At 60.3% G+C, this 24,237-nt stretch carries 18 protein-coding genes and 1 pseudogene; 7 read left to right on the forward strand and 12 right to left on the reverse strand.

Features of this window, described 5'->3' with window-relative positions; genetic code table 11:
* The first annotated feature begins 672 nt into the window (after nucleotides 1-672).
* Nucleotides 673-2,745 (forward strand): peptidoglycan DD-metalloendopeptidase family protein, encoded by a 2,073-nt coding sequence (locus tag AC1DK3_RS14275; protein WP_477192929.1) that lies wholly within the window; start codon nucleotides 673-675, stop codon nucleotides 2,743-2,745.
* Nucleotides 2,746-2,941: 196 nt separating this feature from the next.
* A complete protein-coding gene (locus AC1DK3_RS14280) occupies nucleotides 2,942-3,196 on the forward strand; it encodes a hypothetical protein (protein ID WP_477192930.1) in 255 nt (84 codons plus the stop codon).
* 64 nt (nucleotides 3,197-3,260) lie between these two features.
* Here AC1DK3_RS14280 and AC1DK3_RS14285 read toward each other — a convergent pair whose 3' ends face one another.
* The 3 genes from AC1DK3_RS14285 to AC1DK3_RS14295 all read right to left on the reverse strand — a co-directional run bounded on the left by AC1DK3_RS14285 (nucleotide 3,261) and on the right by AC1DK3_RS14295 (nucleotide 5,381).
* Entirely contained in the window at nucleotides 3,261-3,689 is a 429-nt protein-coding gene (locus tag AC1DK3_RS14285; RefSeq protein ID WP_477192931.1) for a c-type cytochrome, read from the reverse strand.
* A gap of 151 nt (nucleotides 3,690-3,840) precedes the next feature.
* Nucleotides 3,841-4,683, reverse strand: coding sequence for a c-type cytochrome (locus AC1DK3_RS14290; protein ID WP_477192932.1), 843 nt, complete (start codon nucleotides 4,681-4,683; stop codon nucleotides 3,841-3,843).
* Nucleotides 4,684-4,919: 236 nt separating this feature from the next.
* Nucleotides 4,920-5,381 carry a hypothetical protein gene (locus AC1DK3_RS14295; RefSeq protein ID WP_477192933.1) on the reverse strand — a complete coding sequence of 154 codons (462 nt, stop codon included), beginning with the start codon at nucleotides 5,379-5,381 and terminating at the stop codon, nucleotides 4,920-4,922.
* 358 nt (nucleotides 5,382-5,739) lie between these two features.
* Here AC1DK3_RS14295 and AC1DK3_RS14300 point away from each other — a divergent pair.
* Both AC1DK3_RS14300 and AC1DK3_RS14305 read left to right on the forward strand, forming a co-directional pair.
* Nucleotides 5,740-7,152: pseudogene (locus AC1DK3_RS14300) on the forward strand (DUF1254 domain-containing protein).
* Nucleotides 7,153-7,500: 348 nt separating this feature from the next.
* Nucleotides 7,501-8,424: a hypothetical protein gene (locus AC1DK3_RS14305; RefSeq protein WP_477192934.1), complete on the forward strand. Its 924-nt coding sequence runs from the start codon at nucleotides 7,501-7,503 to the stop codon at nucleotides 8,422-8,424.
* Between the two features lie 192 nt (nucleotides 8,425-8,616).
* Here the strand turns inward: AC1DK3_RS14305 and clpB are convergent, their stop codons facing one another.
* The 7 genes from clpB to AC1DK3_RS14340 form a co-directional block, all read right to left on the reverse strand.
* The gene (gene clpB, locus AC1DK3_RS14310; RefSeq protein ID WP_477192935.1) at nucleotides 8,617-11,211 is read right to left on the reverse strand and encodes an ATP-dependent chaperone ClpB; all 2,595 of its coding nucleotides are present in this window, start codon (nucleotides 11,209-11,211) and stop codon (nucleotides 8,617-8,619) included.
* Nucleotides 11,212-11,989: 778 nt separating this feature from the next.
* Nucleotides 11,990-13,123, reverse strand: coding sequence for a DUF4167 domain-containing protein (locus AC1DK3_RS14315; RefSeq protein WP_477192936.1), 1,134 nt, complete (start codon nucleotides 13,121-13,123; stop codon nucleotides 11,990-11,992).
* A 427-nt stretch (nucleotides 13,124-13,550) separates the two neighbouring features.
* Nucleotides 13,551-14,420, reverse strand: a complete 870-nt coding sequence (gene prmC, locus AC1DK3_RS14320) for a peptide chain release factor N(5)-glutamine methyltransferase (protein WP_477192937.1) — start codon at nucleotides 14,418-14,420, stop codon at nucleotides 13,551-13,553.
* A gap of 34 nt (nucleotides 14,421-14,454) precedes the next feature.
* The gene (prfA, locus tag AC1DK3_RS14325; protein ID WP_477192938.1) at nucleotides 14,455-15,534 is read right to left on the reverse strand and encodes a peptide chain release factor 1; all 1,080 of its coding nucleotides are present in this window, start codon (nucleotides 15,532-15,534) and stop codon (nucleotides 14,455-14,457) included.
* 109 nt (nucleotides 15,535-15,643) lie between these two features.
* The gene (locus AC1DK3_RS14330; RefSeq protein ID WP_477192939.1) at nucleotides 15,644-16,522 is read right to left on the reverse strand and encodes a helix-turn-helix domain-containing protein; all 879 of its coding nucleotides are present in this window, start codon (nucleotides 16,520-16,522) and stop codon (nucleotides 15,644-15,646) included.
* Nucleotides 16,523-16,622: 100 nt separating this feature from the next.
* A complete protein-coding gene (gene ptsP, locus AC1DK3_RS14335) occupies nucleotides 16,623-18,917 on the reverse strand; it encodes a phosphoenolpyruvate--protein phosphotransferase (protein WP_477192940.1) in 2,295 nt (764 codons plus the stop codon).
* 84 nt (nucleotides 18,918-19,001) lie between these two features.
* Nucleotides 19,002-20,264, reverse strand: a complete 1,263-nt coding sequence (locus AC1DK3_RS14340) for an aspartate kinase (protein ID WP_477192941.1) — start codon at nucleotides 20,262-20,264, stop codon at nucleotides 19,002-19,004.
* Between the two features lie 212 nt (nucleotides 20,265-20,476).
* Between AC1DK3_RS14340 and ubiG the strand changes: the two genes are divergently transcribed.
* Nucleotides 20,477-21,259 carry a bifunctional 2-polyprenyl-6-hydroxyphenol methylase/3-demethylubiquinol 3-O-methyltransferase UbiG gene (gene ubiG / locus AC1DK3_RS14345; protein ID WP_477192942.1) on the forward strand — a complete coding sequence of 261 codons (783 nt, stop codon included), beginning with the start codon at nucleotides 20,477-20,479 and terminating at the stop codon, nucleotides 21,257-21,259.
* A 50-nt stretch (nucleotides 21,260-21,309) separates the two neighbouring features.
* On the forward strand, nucleotides 21,310-21,966 hold the full coding sequence (locus AC1DK3_RS14350) for a rhomboid family intramembrane serine protease (RefSeq protein ID WP_477192943.1): 657 nt from the start codon (nucleotides 21,310-21,312) through the stop codon (nucleotides 21,964-21,966).
* Nucleotides 21,967-22,085: 119 nt separating this feature from the next.
* On the opposite strand, the gene AC1DK3_RS14355 is transcribed toward AC1DK3_RS14350, so the two are convergent.
* Nucleotides 22,086-22,754, reverse strand: coding sequence for a quinone oxidoreductase family protein (locus AC1DK3_RS14355; RefSeq protein WP_477192944.1), 669 nt, complete (start codon nucleotides 22,752-22,754; stop codon nucleotides 22,086-22,088).
* 27 nt (nucleotides 22,755-22,781) lie between these two features.
* Nucleotides 22,782-23,042, reverse strand: coding sequence for an alcohol dehydrogenase catalytic domain-containing protein (locus AC1DK3_RS14360; protein WP_477192945.1), 261 nt, complete (start codon nucleotides 23,040-23,042; stop codon nucleotides 22,782-22,784).
* A gap of 130 nt (nucleotides 23,043-23,172) precedes the next feature.
* Here AC1DK3_RS14360 and AC1DK3_RS14365 point away from each other — a divergent pair, with 130 nt between their 5' ends.
* Nucleotides 23,173-24,033 carry a LysR family transcriptional regulator gene (locus AC1DK3_RS14365; RefSeq protein WP_477192946.1) on the forward strand — a complete coding sequence of 287 codons (861 nt, stop codon included), beginning with the start codon at nucleotides 23,173-23,175 and terminating at the stop codon, nucleotides 24,031-24,033.
* Nucleotides 24,034-24,237 lie beyond the last annotated feature (204 nt).

Consider the following 24,237-nt stretch of genomic DNA (forward strand, 5'->3'; position numbering starts at 1 on the left):
GTTGTTTTTTCCGAGACGACGAGGTCCCCACCGGTATGGCCGGTTGAGAACCGCGAGAGTTTCGAGAGTTTCATGCCCTGCGAGGGCGGCGAGGCCGTGTGGCCCGCCAACGAGGCTGTTTAAACAACATACCGACTTCGGTGTCAACACCCGCTTTAAAAAAATCTTCAAAGAAGGCCGTTTACCGAGAAAACGTCATGTTTATCAGCGATTTAGGTCGGAAATTTTTGCGGCTGCAGCCTCCGGAATGCGTCTCTGTTGCGCCCCTTTTTGGTCTGGCTTCGACCGACTCAGCAGATTGATTTCTGCTTGGGCCTTAAGGATGACGTGCTGAAACCGTCTTCCAGGCCCCGTCCCCAGGCCCGTCCAATGACTTCGACGCGCCGGTTTTTGGCCGTTACCTTCGAGTGCCCCTTTAGAAGACGTCGCCAACGTCTCTTTCAGGACCTTGCCTTGACCGCGCCCCGATTGTTTCACAAACGTGTGTCGGGTGTACGTCGCTGCGCCGTCACGGGGTTTTCGCTCGTTGACGGTATCGGGGGCTGGTCGTCTCAACGGGCGGTAAAGGCGTGGTCTGGCCACGTTTCGAGGTCTTCGGCCCCGAAGCGGGAGGCTTCTCCGCTAAAATGCTTGTAAGAGAGGCCTCGCGGGGCTGTGGGGGACCTGCTGAGCGTGCTTCAGAGTCGGAAGAAGATTTCGGCCGCGACCGAGGGGGCTTTTGCACCCGACGATGACACGCGCCTTTTTCCGACAAACGCCTATGCCGGACGCGGCGGCAGTTTTTTCCAGCACATCTACGAAACCGAGACGAACCCCGAACCCGCCGCAGGCGGCCGGTTTCGCTGGATTTTGAGCACCTGCCTTGCGGCCACCATCGGCGCAATCGCAATTCTGATCGTCGTCTACGGCTCTTCCGACGACGGCGACCGCACGAACGACGGCCTCCTCCCAGCCTTGAAAAGCCTCGGCGAAGGAGTGCTCGTCCCTCAAGTCGCTCTCACACCGAAAAATGCCGGCGGCCTAAAGTGGGTCACGCCGAAATCAGACCGCCTTCAGCTCACCACCGGCGCCCTCTCGACCCGCTATATCATCCACGAGTCTTCGAAGAGCCGCCGCGACAGCCGCGAATACGTTCGCCAGAAGCCTTACGCACGCATCGTCGCCCGCCTCGCCCCGGTCCCCGCGGACGAGAAAGAAAAAATACCGGCCTTCAACCCGTTCAAGCTATACGGCAGCGGCCAGCCCTCCGAACGCGGAGAGGACGCCGACGACAATGCGGGAAGCGGTCTGTCGCGATCGGACGTTTCGACCAAGGTTGTCGAGCTCCTGGGCGGCATCCTGCCCGAGGAGGACGGTCAGGAACTCGATGCCCAGGAAGTTCAGGACATCGTCGAGCGCGGTGGAGACGCAGGCCCCGCCGGCGCGACCGTTGGAGATGGCTCCGGTGCCCCTCTCGATGGGGTAGCAGCTTCCGGTCCCGCGGTACCCGCGCAAGGAACGGACTCCTGGCAGCCAAAGGCGGCGACGTCGGACAATCTCAACACGACCGACATCTTCAAGTCGACCGAAGCCCCCGACGAACCCTCCGATGATCTCGAAGGCGGACAGGTCATCGTCGTCAAGGTCGGCCCGCAGGACACGCTCGCAAAAATCCTCGCCAAAGCCGGTGCTCCCGAATGGGACGTGCACAGCATGATCGAGGCCGGCCACTCGATCTTCTCGGAGAACGCGCTCGTTCCGGGCCAGGAAGTACGCATAACGCTCATCCCCTCGCTCTCCGATCCGCGCAAGATGGAGCCGGCGCGCTACTCGATATTCTCCGATGGCCACGACCATCTCGTCACCGTCAGCCGCAGCGCCGCCGGCGAATTCGTCGGCTCTTCGCAACCGCCGTTCAACGACGAGCTGCAGCACATCGCCAACAGCGACGGCGACGATCCGCAGAACGTCAGCCTCTATGCCAGCGTCTATTTCGCAGGCCTCAATCAAAGTCTGCCGGCCGAGACCATCTCGAAGGTGTTGAGCATCAATGCCTTCGATACGGACTTCCGCCGCCGCGTCCGCCCGGGCGATGCGCTCGAGATGTTCTTCGACATGAAGGACGATCAATCGACTGACGGCAATCCCGGCGAACTGCTCTACACGGCGATCTCGAGCGGCGGCGCTGTCTACAAATTCTATCGCTTCCGCTCGGCCGATGGCGTCGTCGACTACTACGACGAAGACGGCAACAACTCGAAGAAGTTCCTTGTCCGCAAGCCCGTTCGCGGCGACGACGTGCGCCTCACGTCCGGCTTCGGCGTTCGTTTCCACCCGCTGCTCAACTCGCGGAAAATGCACACCGGCGTCGACTGGGCCTGCGCGCAGGGCACCCCGATCATTGCCGCAGGCAACGGAACGATCGAGGAAGTCGGACACAAGGGCTACTACGGCAATTACATCCGCATTCGTCATGCTAACGGCTATCAGACCGCTTATGGCCACATGAGCCGCTTCGGAAACGTGACCCCCGGCATGAAAGTCCGCCAGGGCCAGGTCATCGGCTTTGTCGGATCGACAGGCTTGTCGTCAGGTCCGCACGTTCACTTCGAGGTGCTCGTCAACAATCGCTTCGTCGATCCGATGTCCATTCAGGTGCCGCGCGAAAGAAAGCTCGACGGCAAGGATCTCGCGGAGTTCCAGAAGGAACGCGGCCGCATTGAAGAGCTCATGCGCCGCACGCCCGTGATGCAGCACAACAAATAGCGCCGTTCAGTTTCGTTCGCCGCCGTGCATCTCGCGTTTGCGCGTCATGGAGAATAACTGCGCGCGAAAAATCTCAGAAACCATTTGTGAATACTCTGATGGAAAGCTCGGGGTCGTCATCAGATTTCGAATCGCGGATGATGCGATCTAGGTCTCAACAACGTCCGCGGGGGACGAAACCACGGAGGGAAGAACCATGAAGACCTTTGCAGGCTGTCTTGTCGTCGCCGCAGGCATTGTCATCGGACCGGCCGCAGCCAACGCGTATGAACGCGTGACCGATGCAGCATTAGGCGGCCTCGCAGGAGCAGTTGTATTTGGTCCCGTCGGCCTCGTGGCAGGCGGCGTCATCGGCTACACCGCCGGTCCGAACATCGCGTGCAAAATCGGTGCGAAGCGCTGCTACCACCGCGCCCGTTACAACCGCGACCGCGATCGCCCGCGCAACTAACGAAACGGCAAACGCGATCGGCGGCCGGCTCCACGGAGTAGAGGCGCCGATCGCAAACAACATCTCACATCTTGTTGCCCGTCTTCGTATCCTGCTTGAGGAAGGCGATGATCTTCGCGCGCTCTCCCGCATCCGCTAGCCCACTGAAGATCGCGCCCATGTTGTTCCCCGGCACGACCGCATTCGGATTGGTGATCCACTGGTCGAGCGTCTTCTCGTCCCAAGTGATGCCCGAACTCTTGAGCGAGTCCGAATATTCAAAGCCTGGAACGGTCCCCGCCTTCCGGCCGACGACGCCGTAAAGCGTCGGACCCAATCGATTATCGCCCTTATCGAACGCGTGACACTCGCGGCAATGGCCGTTGAAGGCCAGCTCGAGGTCGTCGTTGGAGGGATTGCTTTGAGCGAGAACTGCCGCGGTCGTGCCAAGGCAATAGAGAGTTGCTGCCGCGGCGACGAGAACGACGCCGGCCTGAAGGGAAATTTTTTTCATGCGACCTGGAGGAAAGGTTGAGATGCTTCGACGGATGATGAACGTGGAAGAATAAGCAGTGTTCCTCTCGAAACATTTACAAATCCGACAAGTTGCACGTAGCGCCGTTCGCGGCGACTTCCGCATCTGCCTATTCGCGGACCTGCTTCTATCAACGAGGCTGTTCTGAAGGCTTGGACGGCCGCGGCTGCGATGTAACGTAAGCCGCTACGTCCCACGCCTCCTGCTCGCTCAAAAACGGATTGCGATAGTCCGTCGTTAAGTAGGGCATGTTGGCTCGGATGAAGGCAGCGGCGGTTTCTATATGGCTCAAGCCCGCTTCTGAATTGAACGAATCTCCGCCCCACAGTGGCGGCACCATAAAACCAACCTCGGGCGACAATCTATGTTGGCCCTGACCGTTCGTTCCGTGACAGCTGGCACATGAGTCGGAGAAAATCTTCTCCCCGCGCTCGCGGTCCGGTTTTTGTTGTGCCGGCGCTAGCGGCAGCAGTCCCATCCCGGCAACTCGCACGCCTTCCGGAGAACCTTTTCCGACAAATCGCATGTAGGCGATAAGGGCATCCATCTCGCGTCCGCTTTCGGGCAGCGGCTGGCCATTCATGCTGCGCGTCATGCACCCATTGATGCGCTCGGTGAGCGTCACGACTTCATCATTCGCCATCATCGGGAATGACGCGAACGTCGAAACAAAAGGTGCAGCGAACGGTTTGCTGCCGGCTTTCAAATGACATTGCGTGCAAGCCAAATCGTTGCCAGCGTATCGCAATGCCGGCTCCGAGGCGCTCTTGCCGATTAAATGCGGTGTCTCCGTAACGAGCTGCCATCCGTACTGGATCAACTGGTTTTCAGGAGTTGCCGGAAGCCTGAAGACATCGCGAGATGCGTACCAGTTAGGGGGCCATCCCCACGCGATGTATCCGGCACCAATTCCGATAAGCCCTGCTGCCAGACCAACGAGCAGCACTACTCCCTTGGCATTTGGTCTGCTCATTGGCCCCCCGCGCAGCTAGTAGGACCTATCCTCTAACCTCCCAAGCGTTAACGGCCACAAAATACCCGCCCCACCGTCATCCCGGCGAAGGCCCGGATCCAGCCAAGGCTCGACACGCGAGATGATGACACGTCTCTGGGTGCCGGCCTCCGTCGGCATGACGGTTACGTTGGTCGGCTGGCGTAGCGCGATGCGGGAACTATGCGGTGCGCAGATAGAGCGGGATAAGTTTTCGGCTAGGTTTTCTCACCGGATTCTACGACGCGAATTTGGAATTCCCCGCCATTCTGATTGGCGGCGGATTCTGCCAACATGCCAACAACGCCGAACATCCTCGCAACCGTCGCCGCAGATCGCGGCGAGACTTCAAGCGCATAATGCGCGCCTGGCTTTGTCGCGAGCGAAATCTCGTAGACGTTCGGATGCAAAGGAGTGTCGACGACGATCTTGTGTAGTCCGGCGGGGACATCGAGCATTGTCGATCCGCCGCTTCCAAGACTGGCCACCTCTCGCCCATCGATCCTTACGCGCGCGGAATCGCCGGCCGATTCCAAAGCATCGGTTCGATAAATCTTGAGCCGGGCATCGGATGTTCGCTGTGGCATCTTGGCGAGGCCGGCATTTTCGGCATCATGGCTGCCGCATCCAGCGAGTGTTGCGCCGATGAGCAGAACGCCGATGAATTTTAGATGTCGCATATCGTACACTCCGCCCCGCACCATCGGTATTACAATCAAGCGGGATACAATCAGGGAATGCACGTTCCAGCTATCGCGAAAATGCAACACACACCGTCCGTCATCCCGGCGAAGGCCGGGATCCAGGCAAGCTTAGACACGCGAGATAATGACACTTGTCTGGGTGCCAGCCTCGGCCGGCCAGACGCGAAATTCTTGGTTTACCTTGTGCAAGGGGACCTAGCGCATTCTTAGGAAAATCGTTGTTTTCATAGCGGGTGTGGGTGTCGAGAGGGCAGGAGCCTGCAAGATGCCAGAAAGTTCAGCACGAGGACGACGCCTCCTTATGAGCGCGTCGATTGCCGCTTGGTCCTTTGCCATGGCGGTTGGGCACTCGACGGCGGTTAGAGCCGAAACCATCACCCCCCAGGAAGCACACGACATCGCCGTCAATGCCAATGTATTTCTATTCCCCCGTGACGATGGATTTGACCCGGAAGCAGCTGATTAACACAGCGCCCGGCAAGGGATCGATCGGTGGTCCGATGAATACCTTCGCCAACATAGAAACCTATCCGACTGCCGACATGCGGGTCGTCGTCCGCCCGAATTTCGATACGCTCTATTCGAGCGCCTGGCTCGATCTCACGGAAGAGCCTGTGGTTGTCTCGGTGCCCGATACGCATGGGCGATACTACCTCTTGCCGATGCTTGACATGTGGACGGATGTCTTTGCGTCACCCGGCTGGCGAACGACCGGAACACAAGCCGGTAACTTTGTTCTCGTGCCGCCGGGCTGGAAGCCCGATCTGAAAGCGAAGCTGATTGAGGACTTCGGGCTGCCGAAAGACACCCAGCTCATTGACGCCCCAACGCCTTACGTCTGGATTATCGGACGCACGAAGACGGATGGCCCGGCGGACTACGATGCGGTTCACGAGATCCAGGCAGGCTACAAGATCACGCCGTTGTCCGAATGGGGCAAAGCCCCGGCGCCCATCGAAGCAAAGATTGATCCGAACGTCGATGTGAAGACGCCGCCCAAAACCCTCGCCGACACAATGCCTGCCGGCAAATTCTTTGCTTATGCCGCCGAACTTTTGAAGCTGCATCCTCCGCACATTACGGATCAACCGATCATCGCGCAGATGCACCGGATCGGCATCGAACCCGGCAAGAGCTACACATCACCAAATTGGATCCAGCAGTTCAAAAGGCTCTTGAAACGGCTCCGCAGGAAGCGCAGCAGCTCCTCAAATGGAAGCTCCCGACACTCGCACGTGTGGCCAACGGCTGGTCGATGAACACGGATACGATGGGCGTCTACGGCAATTACTATCTGAAGCGCGCGCTAATTACCCAGTTTGGCCTCGGCGCCAACTTGCCCGAGGATTCGATTTATCCCGCCAACCTCGCAGATGACACGGGCAAGCCTCTCGATGGCGCGAATAAATACACGATCCACTTCGACAAGGCGACGATTCCGCCAGTCGACGCCTTCTGGTCAATCACACTCTACGATGACGAGGGGTTCCAGGTCGCGAATGGTCTAAACCGCTTCGCCGTGAGCAGCTGGATGCCCTTCAAGTTCAACGCGGATGGCTCACTCGATCTCTATTTTCAGAACGAGAATCCCGGCGCCGATAAGGAAGCGAACTGGCTGCCTGCACCAAAAGGGCCATTCAATCTCACCATGCGCCTCTACGCCCCGAAATCCGATGCGTTGACCGGCAAATGGAACCCGCCGCCGGTGGTGCGAAGTGTAGGTGTCGCGCCGGTAACAGCACAGTGAGGTCATAAGAGCGCCCTTCGCTCGAAGGGCGTTCCGCCTTTCGAATGTACCCCCCCAAAAAAACGTCATCCCGGCGAAGGCCGGGATCCAGCCAAGCCTAGACATGCGAGATGATGACACTTGTCTGGATGCCGACCTCCGTCGGCATGACGGAGATATTGGCGGGCGGCGAGGCGCAGGAATTATGCGGTGAACGGATCGTGCGGGGGTAAGTTTTTTTCGGGATTTGTGAAGGAGATAAGATCGGGCGGGCCAACTGCCTGACTGTTACGACCGCTCCCCTACGCCTGCCCGCGCGACTCAGCCTACGATGTGGTGAAGCACCAACGTCACCGAGAGATTCTTAGGATGAAATTCCGCGCCTCACATTTGAAGGTCAACCGGGCTGCACATCTCTTCGACGAGCTGAGCGGTGAGTTTGTCGCTTACACCGCAACGGACCCGCTTCGGCTGATATGGGAACAGGTCCCCTGGAGCGAGCGCTTCGAGTCAACCTACTCGTCAAACTCCAAACTTGTCGGACTGGTCGCCCGCATCCAAAATCCGGTGCCGGAAAAATTAGCGCCGATCATCGGTGACCTAGTCCACAATTTGCGGTCTGCGCTCGACATCATGATGACGGAAGTCGTCCTCGATCACGATGCAACCGCCGCCACCCGTCATTTGTGCTTTCCGATGTGGCAAGATGAATCCAAAAAGAAGAATGCACTGACCAAATCTCAGGTCGGCCTTGCTGCCCCGATCGTGCGGGCACTGGTCGAGGCGTGGGAACCGTTTCGCGGCGGTAGGTCACGTCTATTCGCTCTGCATGAACTGTGGAACCTCGACAAACACCGCTCAATCATCCCGGTGATGAGCGGTGCTGAATTCAGTGAGGGAACGGCTTTCTTCCTGCACGAACTTAAAGGCGAAAGTTTAATTGATCCGTTCCCAGCCAGAAAGCAGGTCTGGGATGGCAAACTCTTGATGGTTTCTCATGAGGAAAACGGACCGCCGGTCGGAACCGAGATTCCTTGCACTTTCAGACTTGGACTGGACGGTGATTCCGAAGTGAAGGGTCGAGATCTGCTCGACGAACTGAAAGCTCAAATTGAAGTTTTGCGCGCGGTACTAACCAGTTTTGAAACCCTCGACTTTCCTGCTTTTCCGCCACCAGCACAGCCCGGCCCTGTCCGCGTCAATGAAGGTCACTGGATGTTTCCACCCAGCATGTCCCCCGATGACGTTCATCTATGGCTGGAAGAAAATTTGGCGAAGGGCTGGCAGCCATAGCTGTTGCGTCGAGGCGATATAAACGCGAAGTGGGACTGATTGTCCGCCACCTATCACAACTCTCACCATGCGGTAGCCTGTCGGCAAGTCGCCAGCGCCACCAGATTAAAGCAACATTCCCGTCCCCGGCGGCCGGCTCTGAGAAGCAGAGTCGCCGGCGACCATCAAAAGACGGCCGCCGGGGACAATCAACTAAGCTATCTCTTTCGCCCGCAATCCGTTGATCGTCAGATCGCCGTCGGCAACGGAAAGGCGCACGGTGTCGCCGTCCTTCACGTCGCCCGCCAGGATCTTCTCGGCGAGCGGGTCCTGCACGTATCGCTGGATGACGCGCTTCAGCGGCCGCGCGCCGTAAGCGGGATCGTAGCCGCGGTTGGCGATCCACGTCTTGGCTTGCTCGTCGAGTTCGATCTTGATTTTGCGATCCGCCAAGAGCTTCTGCAGACGGCCCATCTGGATGTCGACGATCTTCGTCATCTCGTTCCGCTGCAAACGGTGGAACAGGATGATGTCGTCGAGACGGTTTAGGAACTCGGGCCTGAACTTCGTCCGCACTTCCGCCATCACCTCGTCGCGCACAGCTTCGGTGTCCTCGCCTTCCTTCTGGTTGACGAGATATTCCGCGCCGATGTTCGACGTCAGCACGATCAGCGTGTTCTTGAAGTCGACCGTGCGGCCCTGGCCGTCCGTCAGGCGCCCGTCGTCGAGCACCTGCAGCAGCACGTTGAACACATCAGGATGCGCCTTCTCGATCTCGTCGAAGAGGATGATCTGATACGGCCGCCGGCGAACGGCTTCCGTCAGCGCACCGCCTTCTTCGTAACCGACGTAGCCCGGAGGCGCGCCGATCAAGCGCGCAACCGAATGCTTCTCCATGTACTCCGACATGTCGATGCGGATGAGCGCGGTGTCGTCGTCGAAGAGGTAGCCGGCGAGCGCTTTTGTCAGCTCCGTTTTACCGACGCCGGTCGGGCCTAAGAACATGAACGAGCCGATCGGCCGGTTCGGGTCTTGCAGCCCGGCGCGGGCGCGGCGAACAGCAGTCGACACGGCGACGACGGCTTCCCGCTGCCCGATGACGCGCTTCGAAAGAGCGTCCTCCATCTTGAGAAGCTTCTCGCGCTCGCCTTCGAGCATCTTGTCGACAGGCACGCCCGTCCAGCGCGACACGACGGCCGCGATCTGATCCGGCGTCACCGCCTCTCCGACGAGTGCGCCCTTGCCTTCTTGGCTTTCAACACCCTGAAGCTTCTTTTCAAGCTCCGGAATCCGCCCATAGCGAAGCTCGCCCGCGCGCGCCAAGTCGCCCTTGCGCTGCGCCTGTTCGAGCGCGTTCCGCAGGCTGTCGAGCTCTTCCTTGATCTTCTGCGCCGAACCGAGCTTCTTCTTCTCGGCCTCCCAGCGCTGCGTCATCGCCTTCGATTTTTCCTCGAGATCCGCAATCGACTTTTCGATGCGGCCGAGACGATCCTTGGAAGCGGAATCCGTTTCCTTCTTCAAGGCTTCGCGTTCGATCAGCAGCTGCATGAGATCGCGATCGATCGCATCGAGCTCTTCCGGTTTGGAATCGACCTGCATCCGAAGTCGCGACGCCGCTTCGTCGACAAGGTCGATCGCTTTGTCGGGCAGGAAGCGGTCCGTGATGTAGCGGTTCGATAGCGTTGCAGCGGAGACCAGTGCGCTATCGGTGATGCGCACGCCGTGATGCAGCTCGTACTTCTCCTTCAAGCCGCGCAGGATCGAGATCGTATCCTCGACCGTCGGTTCCGGAACGAAGATCGGCTGGAAGCGCCGCGCTAGCGCCGCGTCCTTCTCGATGTGCTTGCGATATTCTTCGAGCGTCGTCGCGCCGACGCAGTGGAGTTCACCGCGGGCGAGCGCTGGCTTCAACAGGTTGCCGGCATCCATCGAGCCCTCGGTCTTGCCGGCGCCGACGATGGTGTGCAGCTCGTCGATGAACAGAATGATGTTGCCGCCTTCGGCCTCGACCTCGGACAGAACGGCTTTCAAACGCTCCTCGAACTCGCCGCGATATTTGGCGCCCGCGATCAGTGCGCCCATGTCGAGCGAGAGCAGCTTTTTGTTCTTGAGGCTTTCGGGCACGTCGCCCTTGACGATGCGCTGCGCCAAGCCTTCGGCAATCGCCGTTTTGCCGACGCCGGGCTCGCCGATGAGAACGGGATTGTTCTTCGTGCGCCGGGACAGCACCTGGATGGTGCGGCGGATCTCTTCGTCGCGTCCGATGACGGGATCGAGCTTGCCGGTCGCCGCTGCTTCGGTCAGGTCGCGCGAATAGCGCTTCAAAGCATCATAAGCCTGTTCGGCAGACGCCGTGTCGGCCGTGCGGCCCTTGCGGATGTCATTGATGGCGCCATTGAGCTTGTCCGCCGTGACGCCCGCGTCGCGCAGGATCTTGCCGGCGTCAGTCGAGTTGTCGAGCGCCAACGCGAGCAGCAGCCGCTCAGCCGTGACGAACTTGTCGCTCGCCTTGTCGGCAAGCTTCTCGGCGGAATCGAACATCCGCGCCATCTCGGGCGAGACGTAGACCTGGCCGGAGCCGCCGGTCACCTTCGGTTTTTTGGCGAGATCAGCTTCGACCTCGCGCAGCGCCTTCCGCGAATCTCCGGCCGACCGCTGAATGAGACCGCTCGCGAGACCCTCCGGGTCGTCAAGCAGCACTTTCAGGAGATGAGCAGGTGTCACCTGTTGATGATTTTCGCGAAGCGCCAGCGACTGGGCTGCCTGAACGAAGCCCTTGGCGCGGTCCGTGTACCGTTCAAAATTCATGTCGCGTTCTCCAGCGCATTCTCACCACCCCATAAGGCCCGGAAAGAATGCCATGCGATTTGATATTTATCATCCAGGCGCGGACAAAGACCCAATGGTAGGCATCCCCACCGCCCCGTATGATCAACGCGATATAGGCGTGGGCGGCGCCGGAAAAAGGGGCTGGGGAGGCAAAACCGAGGGAAAATTCTGGGCATCGCAAGGTTGGTCCCGCAAGGATTAAGGCTCTTTATCGCTACCCGGTTAAGGGTTTGATTCCGGAACCGCTCGAAAGCGTTCCTTTGATCCCCATGTAGACCCTTGCCCTTCGACCGTGCGTACGCGATCGAAAATGGACACGGCCCCTTCGATCCTCAAAACCCGCGCCATCTCTCGAAGATCCACTTCGTCATGCTGATGAAGAACGTGGACTGGCAACGTTCCGCATGGAGTTTGACGACCGGACGTCGACGCTCGTTATCGTCAAGGCTGGTATCGAGATCGCCCGCAGTACTGTCAGACTCAACACAAGTACTGAACATGCCGAAGCCTGACTGGGTGCCGACCTCCGTCGGCATGACGGTGGTGGAAGACAACCCATTTCACGTCCCTCCCGTCATCCCGGCGAAGGCCGGGATCGAGTCAAGGACCGGTGACATCGTCTGCCTGTGGCGCGGTCGACCCGCGGAACATCCACAAACCGAGCCTTGTCGCGGGTGCCGGCCTCCGTCGGCAAAACGCATTTCGCCGGCCACGGAGACCGTGACCGGCGAAAAAATGTACGCGCTGATGATCGCGTTTATTCCTGGTCTTCGTTCGCGTTCGCAGCGGTCGGCGGCGCAACCGGAGCCTCGGCGGGCTCCTCACGGCGCGGACGGCGAACTGGACGGCGAAGGAATGCCGGTTGTTCCTGCTCGATGGAGGCCGGAGCGGCCGCTGGCGCCGGACGCTCTGCTCGTTCGGGACGTTCGGCGCGCTCAGGACGCTCTGCCCGTTCCGGACGTTCAGGACGTTCAGGACGTTCGGCACGTTCTACCCGTTCCGGACGCTCGGCTCGCTCTGGACGTTCAGCTCGCTCAGGACGTTCGGCTCGCTCTGGGCGCTCTGCACGCTCGGGACGTTCTGCGCGCTCAGCGACAGGCTGCGGCGCGCCAACGACTGGCTGCGGGAAACCATTGGCGCCTTCGCGATCGCCGCCGTTGGAGTTGCCGTTCGGGCCCTGATAACGTTCACGGCGACGGAAACCGCCCTCGCCCTGATTGTGATTGCCTTCGCCGCCATGCGGACGCCGGTCGTCGCGGTAGCGGTTGTCGCCGCGGAAATCTTGCCGGTCGTTTCGATTGTCGTTGCGATCGTTCCGGTCGTACCGCTGTTGGTCGCCCCGATCGTTACGATTGTCATTGCGATTGTTGTTGAAGCGCTCGTTTCGCGGCTGGCGGTTTTCGTAGCGGTTCTGATTGTCGAAGTTGCGCGGCTGCTGCGGGAACGGCGGCTGCTGCGGATCGGGCTGCTGGCCAGCTTGGCCACCAAGCTGCGGCTGACCGCCGAACTCGTCGCCGTCCTCGTCACCAAACTCATCGCCGTCCGAACCCTCAGGCCCGGCGAGCGAATGCGTACGAGCGGCCCCGTTACCCATGGGGTCAACGCCGCCCTGCTGCGCCATCTGTTCGCGATAGCTGAGGATGATGCGATTGTAGTGTTCCGCGTGCTGCAGGTAATTCTCAGCCAGCACCGGATCGCCCGACGACAACGCGTCGCGCGCCAGCGTTATGTACTTCTCGGCGATGTGCGAGGGCGTGCCGCGGATTTTCACATCGGGCCCCGAGCTCTCGAAACTGCGCATCAGGGGATTTTGCGATTTGCGGTTATTGTTATTATTATTGTTGTTGTTGTTTCGACCGCGACCGCGACGGTTCTGTTGACCTTGCCTCATGGGCTCCCGTTCATGCTTGTTGATACGTTGCCACCGGCGCTCGCTGATCGTTATGCGGCGCCATGGATCCTCCGATCCAATTCAATAAATCGATTCTAAAGCCACCACTGCCCCACGGACCTCAGTCCCGGCTCTTGCCCCACTGCCTTGGGCAAAATCGCAGTAATCCCGTTCATCAACCCTGCAAAAGATACTAGAGCCGTCCTCAAAGGAGCTTTTGTCAGCACACGCGCCGAGAAAAGAAGCTCGACGCTCGACACTCAACGGACCAAGACGTCCGAGAAAGTTTGCGCTGATGATCTGAGATGGGAAGGCCGGGTTTATCGCCGCTTCAGCGGCACGTCAGCTCCGGGCGCATCCGATCAAACTCTTCACTGCCGATATTACCTCGGAAACGCGTTTCCGCAAATAGAAATGATCGGTTAGGTTAGAGATGTATCTCCATTGCAACAGCTCGGGTATGTCCGCCGAGATCAAGGCGCCGGCCGATGGGCCGCGCGCCGACTGCCTTGAACAGGCTTTCCACAGCATCCGCTTGGGTCGAGCCTACCTCGAGAATGAGCCTCAGCGGGCACTGCAATTCCAAGGCATTACGGGCGATCTCACGGTAAACGTCCAACCCGTCCGCCCCGCCATCCAAAGCCAGAAGCGGATCGAAATCCTTCACTTCTCGCTCGAGGCCGGCAATCTCTTCCCCACTTATATAGGGAGGGTTTGAGACGAGAAGGTCGAATGGGCCCTCACAGCCGGAGAGACCAGATGTCGCAACGAAGGCGATTCGGCCGGCAACGCCCAATCTATCGGCATTTCCGTTGGCGACTTCGAGTGCGGCCAAACTGACATCGGTCGCCACCCCGGTCGCGCCCGGAAGTTCGGCCAGGAGCGTCGAAATGAGAATGCCCGAACCCGTACCGATGTCGGCAATCCTAAGCGGCCGCCCCGAAAGCCCGCTCGACCTTATGACGTCGAGGGCGAGATCTATGACGGCCTCGGTATCGGGCCTCGGGTCGAGAACGTCCGGCGTCACGGTGAACATCCGGCCATAGAATTCGCGCCGCCCGAGAATCCGCGAAACAGGCTCGTGCGCAAGCCGGCGATTGACGCTGTCGCTGATGATCTCGGCCGCAGTTCCGAGCGTCCGCGAAGATACCGAAAGCAGCTGCGCGCCATCGATCCCAAGCAATCCCTGCAGCAGAAAACGCGCGTCGCGTTGCGGGCTTTCGAGCCCTTCCTCGGTGAACGCCCGCGTCATTGCCGCCAAAGCATCCGAGACGGTCTGCTCTGGCCGAAGTTGCACGTGAGGCAAATCCTGAGCACGCGATACCGGCATGTTACGCCGCGCTCAGTTCCGCGAGCATCGTCGCCTGATGATCGGTCACGAGCGCGTCGATCAAGCTATCGAGACCGCCGCCCGTAATGATCTCATCGAGATTGTAGAGCGTCAGGTTGATGCGATGATCTGTGACACGGCCCTGCGGAAAATTATACGTCCTGATCCGCTGCGAACGATCGCCCGAGCCGACCTGCGATTTGCGTGCGTCGGAACGCTCGTTTGCAGCCTTCTCGCGTTCGAGTTCGTAAACGCGCGCTTTGAGAACGGCCATGGCCAGGCGGCGATTCTGATGCTGCGATTTTTCCGCCGACACGACGACGATCCCGGTCGGCAAATGCGTCATGCGGACGGCGCTTTCCGTTTTGTTGACGTGCTGACCGCCCGCGCCGCCTGCCCGCATCGTATCGATGCGGATGTCTTCCGGCTTGATGTCGACGTCGAGTTCTTCCGCTTCCGGCATGATCGCGACCGTCGCAGCCGATGTATGAATGCGCCCGCTCGCTTCCGTCGCCGGAACCCGCTGCACCCTGTGTACGCCGGATTCGAACTTGAGCCGCGCAAACACGCCCTGCCCCGTGATCGAGGCGATGATTTCCTTGTAGCCGCCGAGATCGTTCTCAGACGCGGAAATGATCTCCGTCTTCCAGCCCTTGAGGTCGGCATAGCGTGTGTACATGCGGAACAGATCCGCCGCAAAAAGCGCGGCCTCGTCGCCGCCTGTTCCCGCCCGGACTTCGAGTATCGCGCTTTTCTCGTCGGCGGCATCCTTGGGAAGTAGCGCGATACGAAGAAGCTGCTCGAGCCCCGTGATGCGCTCCGAGAGGCTCGCGCGCTCCGCATAGGCGAGATCGACCATGTCCTTGTCGGCGCTTGGATCGCGAATGAGCTGTTCGAGGTCTTTGTTCTCCGCTTCCGCTTTGCGCAAGGCGTCGATCTGCGCCACGACGGGGCTCAGCTCCGAGAATTCCTTGGTCAACTTCACGTAGTCGGCTTGCGAGACGCCGTGGTTCAGCTGATCCTGAATAGCCATCCAGCGTTCGGAAAGACGGTCGAGTTTATCGCGCGGCAGTGCTGACATGGGTTCGATGGGTTTCGCCGGTGGGGCTTAGATGTGGGCTTTGATGACAGGCCGCGAAAGAGCCGCGGAGCGCTCTGAGCGCGAAGGTCGCGCATCAGCCGGCGCGTATCTAATACGAACCGCCGCCGATCCGCAATTTATCCCCCCGCCGCGACCGGGGATCGTCGACCTCGATATAGCGCATGCCGTCTCGGATGGGGCCGTAATGTTCCTGAAAATAGCTGCTGGCCCAGCGCACGGCCGACCCGAACGGCTTAGAGACGGTTTCAAAAATAGACGAATGCAACATAAGCAGCATCAGGCCGAGCGGCAGCGACACGGCGTAAAGGGCCCGCTGCGGCCGTCGCCGGAATTGATCGAGCGCCTCTTGCGGCAGCCGCTTGGCGCCGTTCGCAATCGCCGAACCGGCACGCATGAAGTTCGCCGCCTGCACGCTGCCTTGCCGGCCGGGCTGCCTGTCCCTCGGAGGGTTGCTCGGTAGCGAGCGTGACTCGGACCGCGGCCAGGGCTCGGACCGCGGCAAAGAGGATTGCGAACGCGGAAACGGCTGCGCCTGCGCATGGGGCGGTGAATACGCCTGCGCCTGAACGTGAGCCGGCGGGTAATCGCTGGCGGCGGGCAGGCTCTGAACCGGCGCAAAACTGGAGAGATATGAGATCAATTGGCCAATGGCATTGAGCGCCGGGCGCCCATTGATACTGGCCATGGACGTATACGTCATGACGATCGCCGAGGTGTCGGGCCAGTCCGGCAAATATTCGACGTGGCCAGTCTCGAGCGCTTCGATGACCTCCGGGCGAACCTGCAGATACTCCGCCGCCTGCGGCAGCGTCAGCCGCAATGCCCGTCTGAGATCGATAAAGAATTGCCCGATGAGCGCGCGGCTTTCAGCGATTTGCTGATGCTGAGCCGAATCCATGCGCGCCGTGACCGGCCGCGCATATTCATAACCCCCGACCGGAACGGTCTGCTCAAAGCCACGACGCATACAACATTCCGGCATAACGCGCCGGCCCCCAACGTTAAGCATACTCTTGGCTAAAAATGCTTGTTTGTCAAAGCCTGAGCGCAAAAATGATCGGCGTTCGTTAACCGTCGATCGCTACGCGCTCCTTTTCCGCGAATTGGAGCAAGGACATGCGGACGTCTTTCGCACCTTCTTTCAAAAGTCCGTCGGTGTAGGCCGTCGCCTTGGCGGCATCGAGCGACAGCACCATCGACTTGATCGGACCGATGGAAGCCGGCGCCATCGACAATGACCGGAAGCCGAGCGCGATGAGCGTCATCGCCTCGAGCGGACTTCCCGCCATCTCGCCGCACAGCGTAACCGGCACGTTGTAGCTGTGCGCTGTCGTGATGAGCGTTCTGAGTGCCCTGAGCGGCGCTGGCGCCAGCACGTCGAAGCGGCTCGCGACGCGCGCATTGGTACGGTCGGAAGCAAACAGGAACTGCATTAGATCGTTGGACCCGACCGACACGAAATCGACCCGCGTCAGAAACGCGTCGAGCTCGAACAGCAATGCCGGAACTTCGAACATCGCGCCGACGAGCACCGTCTCGGGAAGCGGATGCCCGTGCTCGGTCAGAAACGCCTTTTCCCGCTCGATCAGCGCCCGAATGGCCCCGAGCTCATAGCTCGCAGACACCATCGGGATCATCACGCGAAGCTCGCGCCCCGCAGCCGCCTTGAGCAGCGCGCGGATCTGGAGCCGGAAAAGCTCAGGCCGGTCGAGCGCCATTCGGATCGCGCGCCAGCCCATGGCCGGGTTTTCTTCCTTCGGCTGACGAAGGTACGGAAGAACCTTGTCGCCGCCGACGTCGAGCGTGCGGAAGACAACGGGCTTGCCGCCCGCTTCGTCGATAACGGAACGGTAAAGCTGCGTCTGCCGGTCGAGGCGCGGAAACGACTCCGACAGCATGAACTGCAGCTCGGTACGATAGAGCCCGATCCCGTCGGCACCGGATTCATCGAGATGAGGCATGTCGACAAGAAGACCGGCATTCATCATCAAGGCGATCGGAACGCCGTCCTTGGTGATCGCCGGGCGGTCGCGCAACGACTGAAAGCGCTTCTGCCGGCGCGCGCGGAACCGCACCTTGTCGGAATATGCGGAAATGAGTTCCGCCGTCGGGCGAAGGTGAACTTCGCCCGTGACGGCATCGACGATCGCGGCATCTCCGGCGTACACCCTGTCGACTATGCCAGTCGCCTGCCCGATCGCAGCAATCCCGAGCGCCTTCGCGACGACCGCGACATGGCTCTGGCTCGACCCATCTTCGACGACGAGACCCCTCAGGCGGCTTCGATCGTAATCGAGCAGCTCCGCCGGCCCCATCGTCCGCGCAACGAGGATCGTATCGGGCGGAAGACCGCCATCGTCCTCGGAACTCTTGAGACGCCCGGCAAGGACGCGCAGCAGCCGGTCGGAGAGATCGTCGAGATCGCGCTGGCGCTCCCGCCAGTATGTATCGTGCTGGCGCAGCATGCGCGTGCGCATGGCGTTTTGAATGCGCTCGACAGCTGCCTCTGCCGTCAAGCCGCCTTCGACAGCTTCGCGCAAACGGCGATGCCAGCCCTTGTCATGCGCGAACATCCGATAGGCTTCGAGCACATCGCGATGCTCGCCGACGTTCGACAGGTGCTCCTGCTCAAACATTTCGTCGATATGTTTTTGCAGCTTGTCGAGAGCCAGATCGAGACGCTCGAGTTCGATAGCGGGATTTTCCGCCAGCAGCTGCGTGACGACGATGCGCGGCTCGTGCAGCACCACATGGCCGAGCGCGATGCCCTCCGACAGCGGCTCGCCTTCGATGACACCCGGCTGCGAACGCGATGCTTCGATAGACGCGACAGTGCCCGCGACCGCGCCTGAAACGAGGTTCTCCGCGATCACCATCGCGGTCGCCTGCAGCACCTCGACGTCCTCGTCGGAATATTCCCTCGGCGTCCGGTTCTGAATGACGAGCACGCCGAGAACTTGCCCCGAACGCGAAATCGGCACGGCGAGGAGGGAGTGATAAATCTCCTCGCCCGTCTCCGGCCTGTAGGAGAACGCCGGATGATTCGAAGCCTCCGGCTCGTTCACCGTCACGCCGAGCTCCGACGCGCGCCCGACCAGACCCTCGCCGCGCTTCAGACGGGTTGTATGGACAGAATCGGGATTGAGGCCTTCCGACGCGAAAAGCTCGAGGGAGCCGTCCTGACGCTTGAGATAGATCGAGCAGACCTCGGCGACCATGACGCCGGCGATCTGGCGGACAATACGGTCGAGCTTCTCCTGCCCCTCGCCCCCGTCGGCCATGATCTCACGCAAATGGCGCATGATCACCCGGAGCGAGGTTTCGCTCGGTAGGGGTCTCGGATCGTCGCGCCGCGTTATCATAACCTTGCCAACCGTCCCGCCGGCAGACTGCTGCCGCCGATTGTTTCATATCCGCAAAGAGACGGGGCTTGGAAGGGCGCCCGTCTAATCGTTGTCGAGGCCGTAGGCGGAATGCAACGCGCGAACGGCAAGCTCAGCATACGCCGCTTCGATCAATACACTGACTTTGATCTCGGACGTCGAAATGGCGTGAATGTTGATGCCCTTCTCCGAGAGCACCTTGAACATCTGCGCCGCAACGCCTGCGTGGCTACGCATCCCGACGCCGATGACGGAAATTTTCACGATGTCGGCTGAGCTCTTGATGTCGAAATGGCCGATATCGGCCTTGGCCTTCTTCAAAACGTCGATCGCGCGCGCAAGCTCGGCCGCCTGAACGGTAAACGTCATGTCCGTATGTTTGCCGTCGGCGCCGACGTTCTGGACGATCATGTCGACGTTGATGTTCGCGTCTGCGAGCGGCCCGAAAATCCGTGCAGCGACGCCCGGCTTATCGTCGACCTTAAGCAGGGTAACCTTGGCCTCGTCCTTCGCGTAGGCGATGCCGCTCACGACTTGCTGTTCCACGATCTCATCCTCATCGCATACGATAGTGCCGATATCTTCGATATTGTCTGGGCTGAAGGCCTTCATGCCGTCGGGCGCGACAAAGCTCGAAAGAACGCGTGTTCTGACTTTGTAGACCATCGCCAGTTCGACGGAACGGGTTTGCAAGACCTTCGATCCGAGCGACGCCATCTCGAGCATTTCTTCATATGAGATCTTGGCGAGGCGCTTCGCCTTTGGAACGATGCGCGGGTCCGTCGTATAGACGCCGTCCACGTCGGTATAGATGTCGCACACGTCGGCTTCGAGCGCGACGGCAATCGCAACGGCACTCGTATCGGAACCGCCGCGCCCGAGCGTCGAAATCCGCTTCTCGAGCGGCTCTATTCCCTGGAAGCCGGTAACGACCGCGATTTCGCCGCCCTCGATGGCCTTTTTGATCTGAGCGCCCGGAATTTCGGTGATGCGCGCCGAGCCGTGCGCAGCATTCGTCTTCACCGGAACTTGCCAGCCGGTCCACGAGCGCGCCCTGAGGCCCATGCCCTGAAGCGTGATCGCGAGAAGGCCGGCCGTCACTTGCTCGCCGGTTGCGACGACCGCGTCGTATTCCCGGGCATCGTAAAGGGGGGAGGCTTCCTTGACCCAGGCGACGAGCTGGTTCGTCACCCCCGACATGGCCGAAACGACGACGGCAACCTTGTTACCGGCATCGACCTCGCGCTTCACGTGGCGAGCGACATTCTGAATCCGTTCGATATTGGCGACGGAGGTACCGCCAAATTTCATAACTACCGTCGCCATCGGCGAAGCGCTTTCCCTGAGCAAACCCGCTCGGACCCTGATAGGGGGCCAAACGCGTAATGAGATTTGGATTGAGTCCGGCGCTTCTTAACCGCTCGCGCGCCCCCCTGCAACTGCCCTGGGCCCGGCGGGCCAAAACCCGGCTGAATTGGACAATCGCTTGACAATACGAGCGTCCGGCTCACGAGTAAGGCTTAAGACCGGAGAGGATAATGACCGCACCGCAACAATCTGGAGCCCCAAGATCTGGAGCCGGCGACAGAACGCTCGATAGCGAAGAGGTTGAGCGTTTTTCGCGCCTCGCGAGCGAATGGTGGAACCCCACGGGTAAGTTCCGCCCACTTCACCAGATCGGCCCTCCGCGCCTCTCGTTCATCCGCGATTCGGCCGTCGCACAGTTCGGCCGCGACGCCAAAGCCCTGAGGCCGCTGTCCGGCCTGACGGCGATCGACATCGGCTGCGGCGGCGGCCTCGTCGCCGAACCCTTGGTGCGCATGGGCGCAACCGTGACCGCCATCGATCCCTCGGAACGCAATATCGCAATCGCCAAGTCGCACGCCGACCCGCAGGGCCTGACAATCGATTATCGCGTAGCCCGCGTCGAAGACCTCGTCGCCGAGGGCCGCTTGTTCGATATCGTCGCATGCCTCGAAGTCGTCGAGCACGTTCCGGACCCCGCGAAGTTCGTCGCCGAATGCGTGTCCTTGGTCGCGCCCGGCGGCATCGCCGTTTTCTCGACACTCAACCGGACGCTCAAGGCCTGGGCCCTCGCCATCGTCGGCGCTGAATATGTTCTCGGCTGGCTGCCGCGCGGCACCCATCAATGGGACCGCTTCATCACGCCCGAAGAACTCGGACAATATGTCAGGACGGCCGGCTTGGCCGACACGCACTTCGAAGGCATCACGTACAATCCGCTGCAGGACGTGTGGACGCGAAACTCCGATACCGGCGTCAATTATCTGATGTCGGCACGGAAACTCCACCCGGCCTGATCGGGCAAGTAACGGCGTTGAGCACGGCGCAGCTTCTTGAGGGGACGGCCATGTTTCCAATCGGCGACGACGACTCGACGGTAGGCACCACTCCCGTCGTCACGTACGCCCTGATAGTGGCCAACATCCTTTTCTTTTTGGTCGAACTGAGCAGCGGCGACCAATTCGTCGAGAAGTGGGCGTTCATTCCGAGTCACTTCAGTCAAAGCCCGGCGACGGAATGGCCGACGATCTTCACCGCCATGTTCATGCATGGCGGCTGGATGCACCTCTTCGGCAACATGCTCTATCTCTATATCTTCGGCGATAACGTCGAGGACAACTTCGGCCCGGTAAAATACCTCGCCTTCTATTTGACCGCCGGCATCGCCGCGACGTTCGCCCAATATGTCTTCAATGAAGGCTCAAACATCCCGAACGTCGGCGCCTCCGGCGCAATTGCAGGCGTGCTCGGCGCCTACATTCTGATGTTCCCAAAATCGCGCGTGGACGTGCTCGTCATTCGCCAGGTCATCTCGATGCCGGCGATGGTCGTCATCGGCTTCTGGATCGTCCTGCAGCTCCTCAGCGGCGTCGGCTCCGTAGCGGACACCGAGACGGCCGATACCGGAGGCATCGCGTACATGGCCCACGTCGGCGGCTTTGCTGCAGGTTTCGTAATCGCCTTGCTGTTCAGAAAGCGTGGCGGTCCCTCGCAAACGGCGTGACGGCAGCGCCCGAATTGGCTTAGAGCGTGACCTCACGCATGGCGCTCCACGGGTTGCCGTCGCTCGCCCGGCAACCCAATGCTTTGAGTTTGTGTAACTGGGACTGGTGACACCCCTGCTTATACCGTCATTATGACCCTGCCTATTCGACCGCGCTCTTCCGCACGACGGTGGGCGGACGCTGCATCGGACAAATGGAAGCTTGCGTCGATGGGGGCAATCAGTTTTCCATCTCGGGCCATTTCGAAGACCTCAGTGACAACGCGGCGTGGCTCTGCCTCGCCCATCTCGTTGCCGAGCAGGCAACCGATAATGGTCTGCCGGCGCATCAGGATGCGCCCCGCGTCGATCAGTGTGCTTCGATTGCCGAACACTCCGATCAGGATGGCGACGCCGCCGTCCTTTAGCACGCTCAGCGCGTCGACCAGTGCCGGGCCGCCGACATTGTCGATGATGACATCGACCTTGTTACCACCCAAAAGGTCCCGGATCTGTTCGCTGGCCGTCACATCACCCACGACGATTCCATCATTCAAGCCGTAGTCACGGAGCTTGCCGAGGCTTTCCTTGCTAGTACCTGTACCGATGACGCGTGCACCGAGCCGCGCGGCGAGCTGCACTGAAGCAAGGCCAACGCCACCGGCAGCGCCAACGATAAGCACGGTCTGGCCAGGTTGGAGCCTGGCGAGTTTTAAAGCCCAGGCCGCAGTCCCGGGGCCAACAACGATCGTCGAAGCTACATTGATGTCGAGCCCTTCAGGGACGAGGAAGCTCTGTGCCGCGGGCACGACTCGCAGTTCTGCATGTGAGCCTTGTCAGTCGAAGGTCGCGACTTTCTGCCCGACCGAGAAGCCTTCAACTGCCTCACCGACCTGTATGACTTCGCCCGCAGCGGCATAACCGGGCACCTCGTTCAGCCCGGGGGTAATGTCACGACGGTTGGCAAGGTCACCGCCTTCGATGCTGATCGCTTCGACGCGGATCAGAAGGTCATTGTCGCCCGGGACCGGGGCTGCGATTTCTTCATAGCGAAAGACATCCGGAGGACCCGCCTCGTGATAGATCGCTGCCTTCATGGGAAATCTCCTTTCGCCCTGTTCGATTGATCATTTAGCGAGGGAGGAGATATTCGAGTAGTATCATAGCAGAAGTATCAGAGATAACCTGCACATGATATCAGACGCGCTCGACCCGGCTTCGCTTAGGATGTTCGTTTCCATCTGCCAGCATGGCAGTCTCAGTCGAGCCGCCGAAAGCGCCGGGCGCAAGCAGTCTGCGCTCAGTGCTCAAGTTCGCCGCCTGGAGGATACGCTGGGTCAGCGACTGCTGCGCCGAACAGGACGCGGCGTTGTACCGACCGCCGAGGGTGAGCTGCTGCTGGGCTATGCCAAACGCCTGCTCGCGCTCGGCGAAGCCGCAGCCGCGCGCCTCAACGAGAGAAAGGTCTCCGGTACAATCCGGATCGGTCTTTCCGAGGACGTAGCCCTGGCGGCGCTTCCAGCGGCACTGGGCCGGCTGAGGCGCATCTGTCCGCAACTCCATCTCGACATCACGGTCGATGATGGGACGATATTGGGCGCGCGCTGGAAAGATGGCGCCTTCGATATCGCCGTCGGGGCGAGCTCCTCCTTCGACGCAGAGCCGCTGCACACATGGGATGTCGAATTGAATTGGGCCTGTGCGATCGATTTCGATCTCGATCCTGACCAACCGCTGGATGTCATTGTCTACGCTGAACCATGCTCATGGCGCCGGATCATTTTCGACGCTCTGGCCGATGCAGGCCGCGACTATCGCGTGGCGGTAACCAGTTCCAATATCGGAGTCATCCGGACAGCGGTCGAAAGCGGCCTTGGGGTTGCGCTATTGACACCGGAGAGCATGAGCGAAAGGACAATGAAAATTATACGTCCTTTTGCAGAGCCAGAACGCAGAGTGATCGTGAACTATGGCCTGTTCGCCAGCAAAGCCAGAAACGAATATGCTCAGACCACGGTGGATTTGCTGCGCGAATGTCTCGCTCGCTCACCATGCCGCTCATTCATAGAGCCCGGTAGCGGCAGCTAGGCGCTCTCTCCATCGCGGCAGGATGGTCGATTAGCTCTTCTCGACCGACTTTCGCCAGCCGTCGTGACGAGCACGATGGGGCAGGCTCCAAGAGTAGATATGCCTTCGATGGATCGGCGGCTCTCATTGCGATTGCCCTGAAGCATTTGCCTGCGCTCAAAACAGAACGAGCCGGAACCAGGTTCCAGCTCGCTCGAAACTTTC

The organism is Hyphomicrobium sp. 01T421, assembly GCF_056398805.1.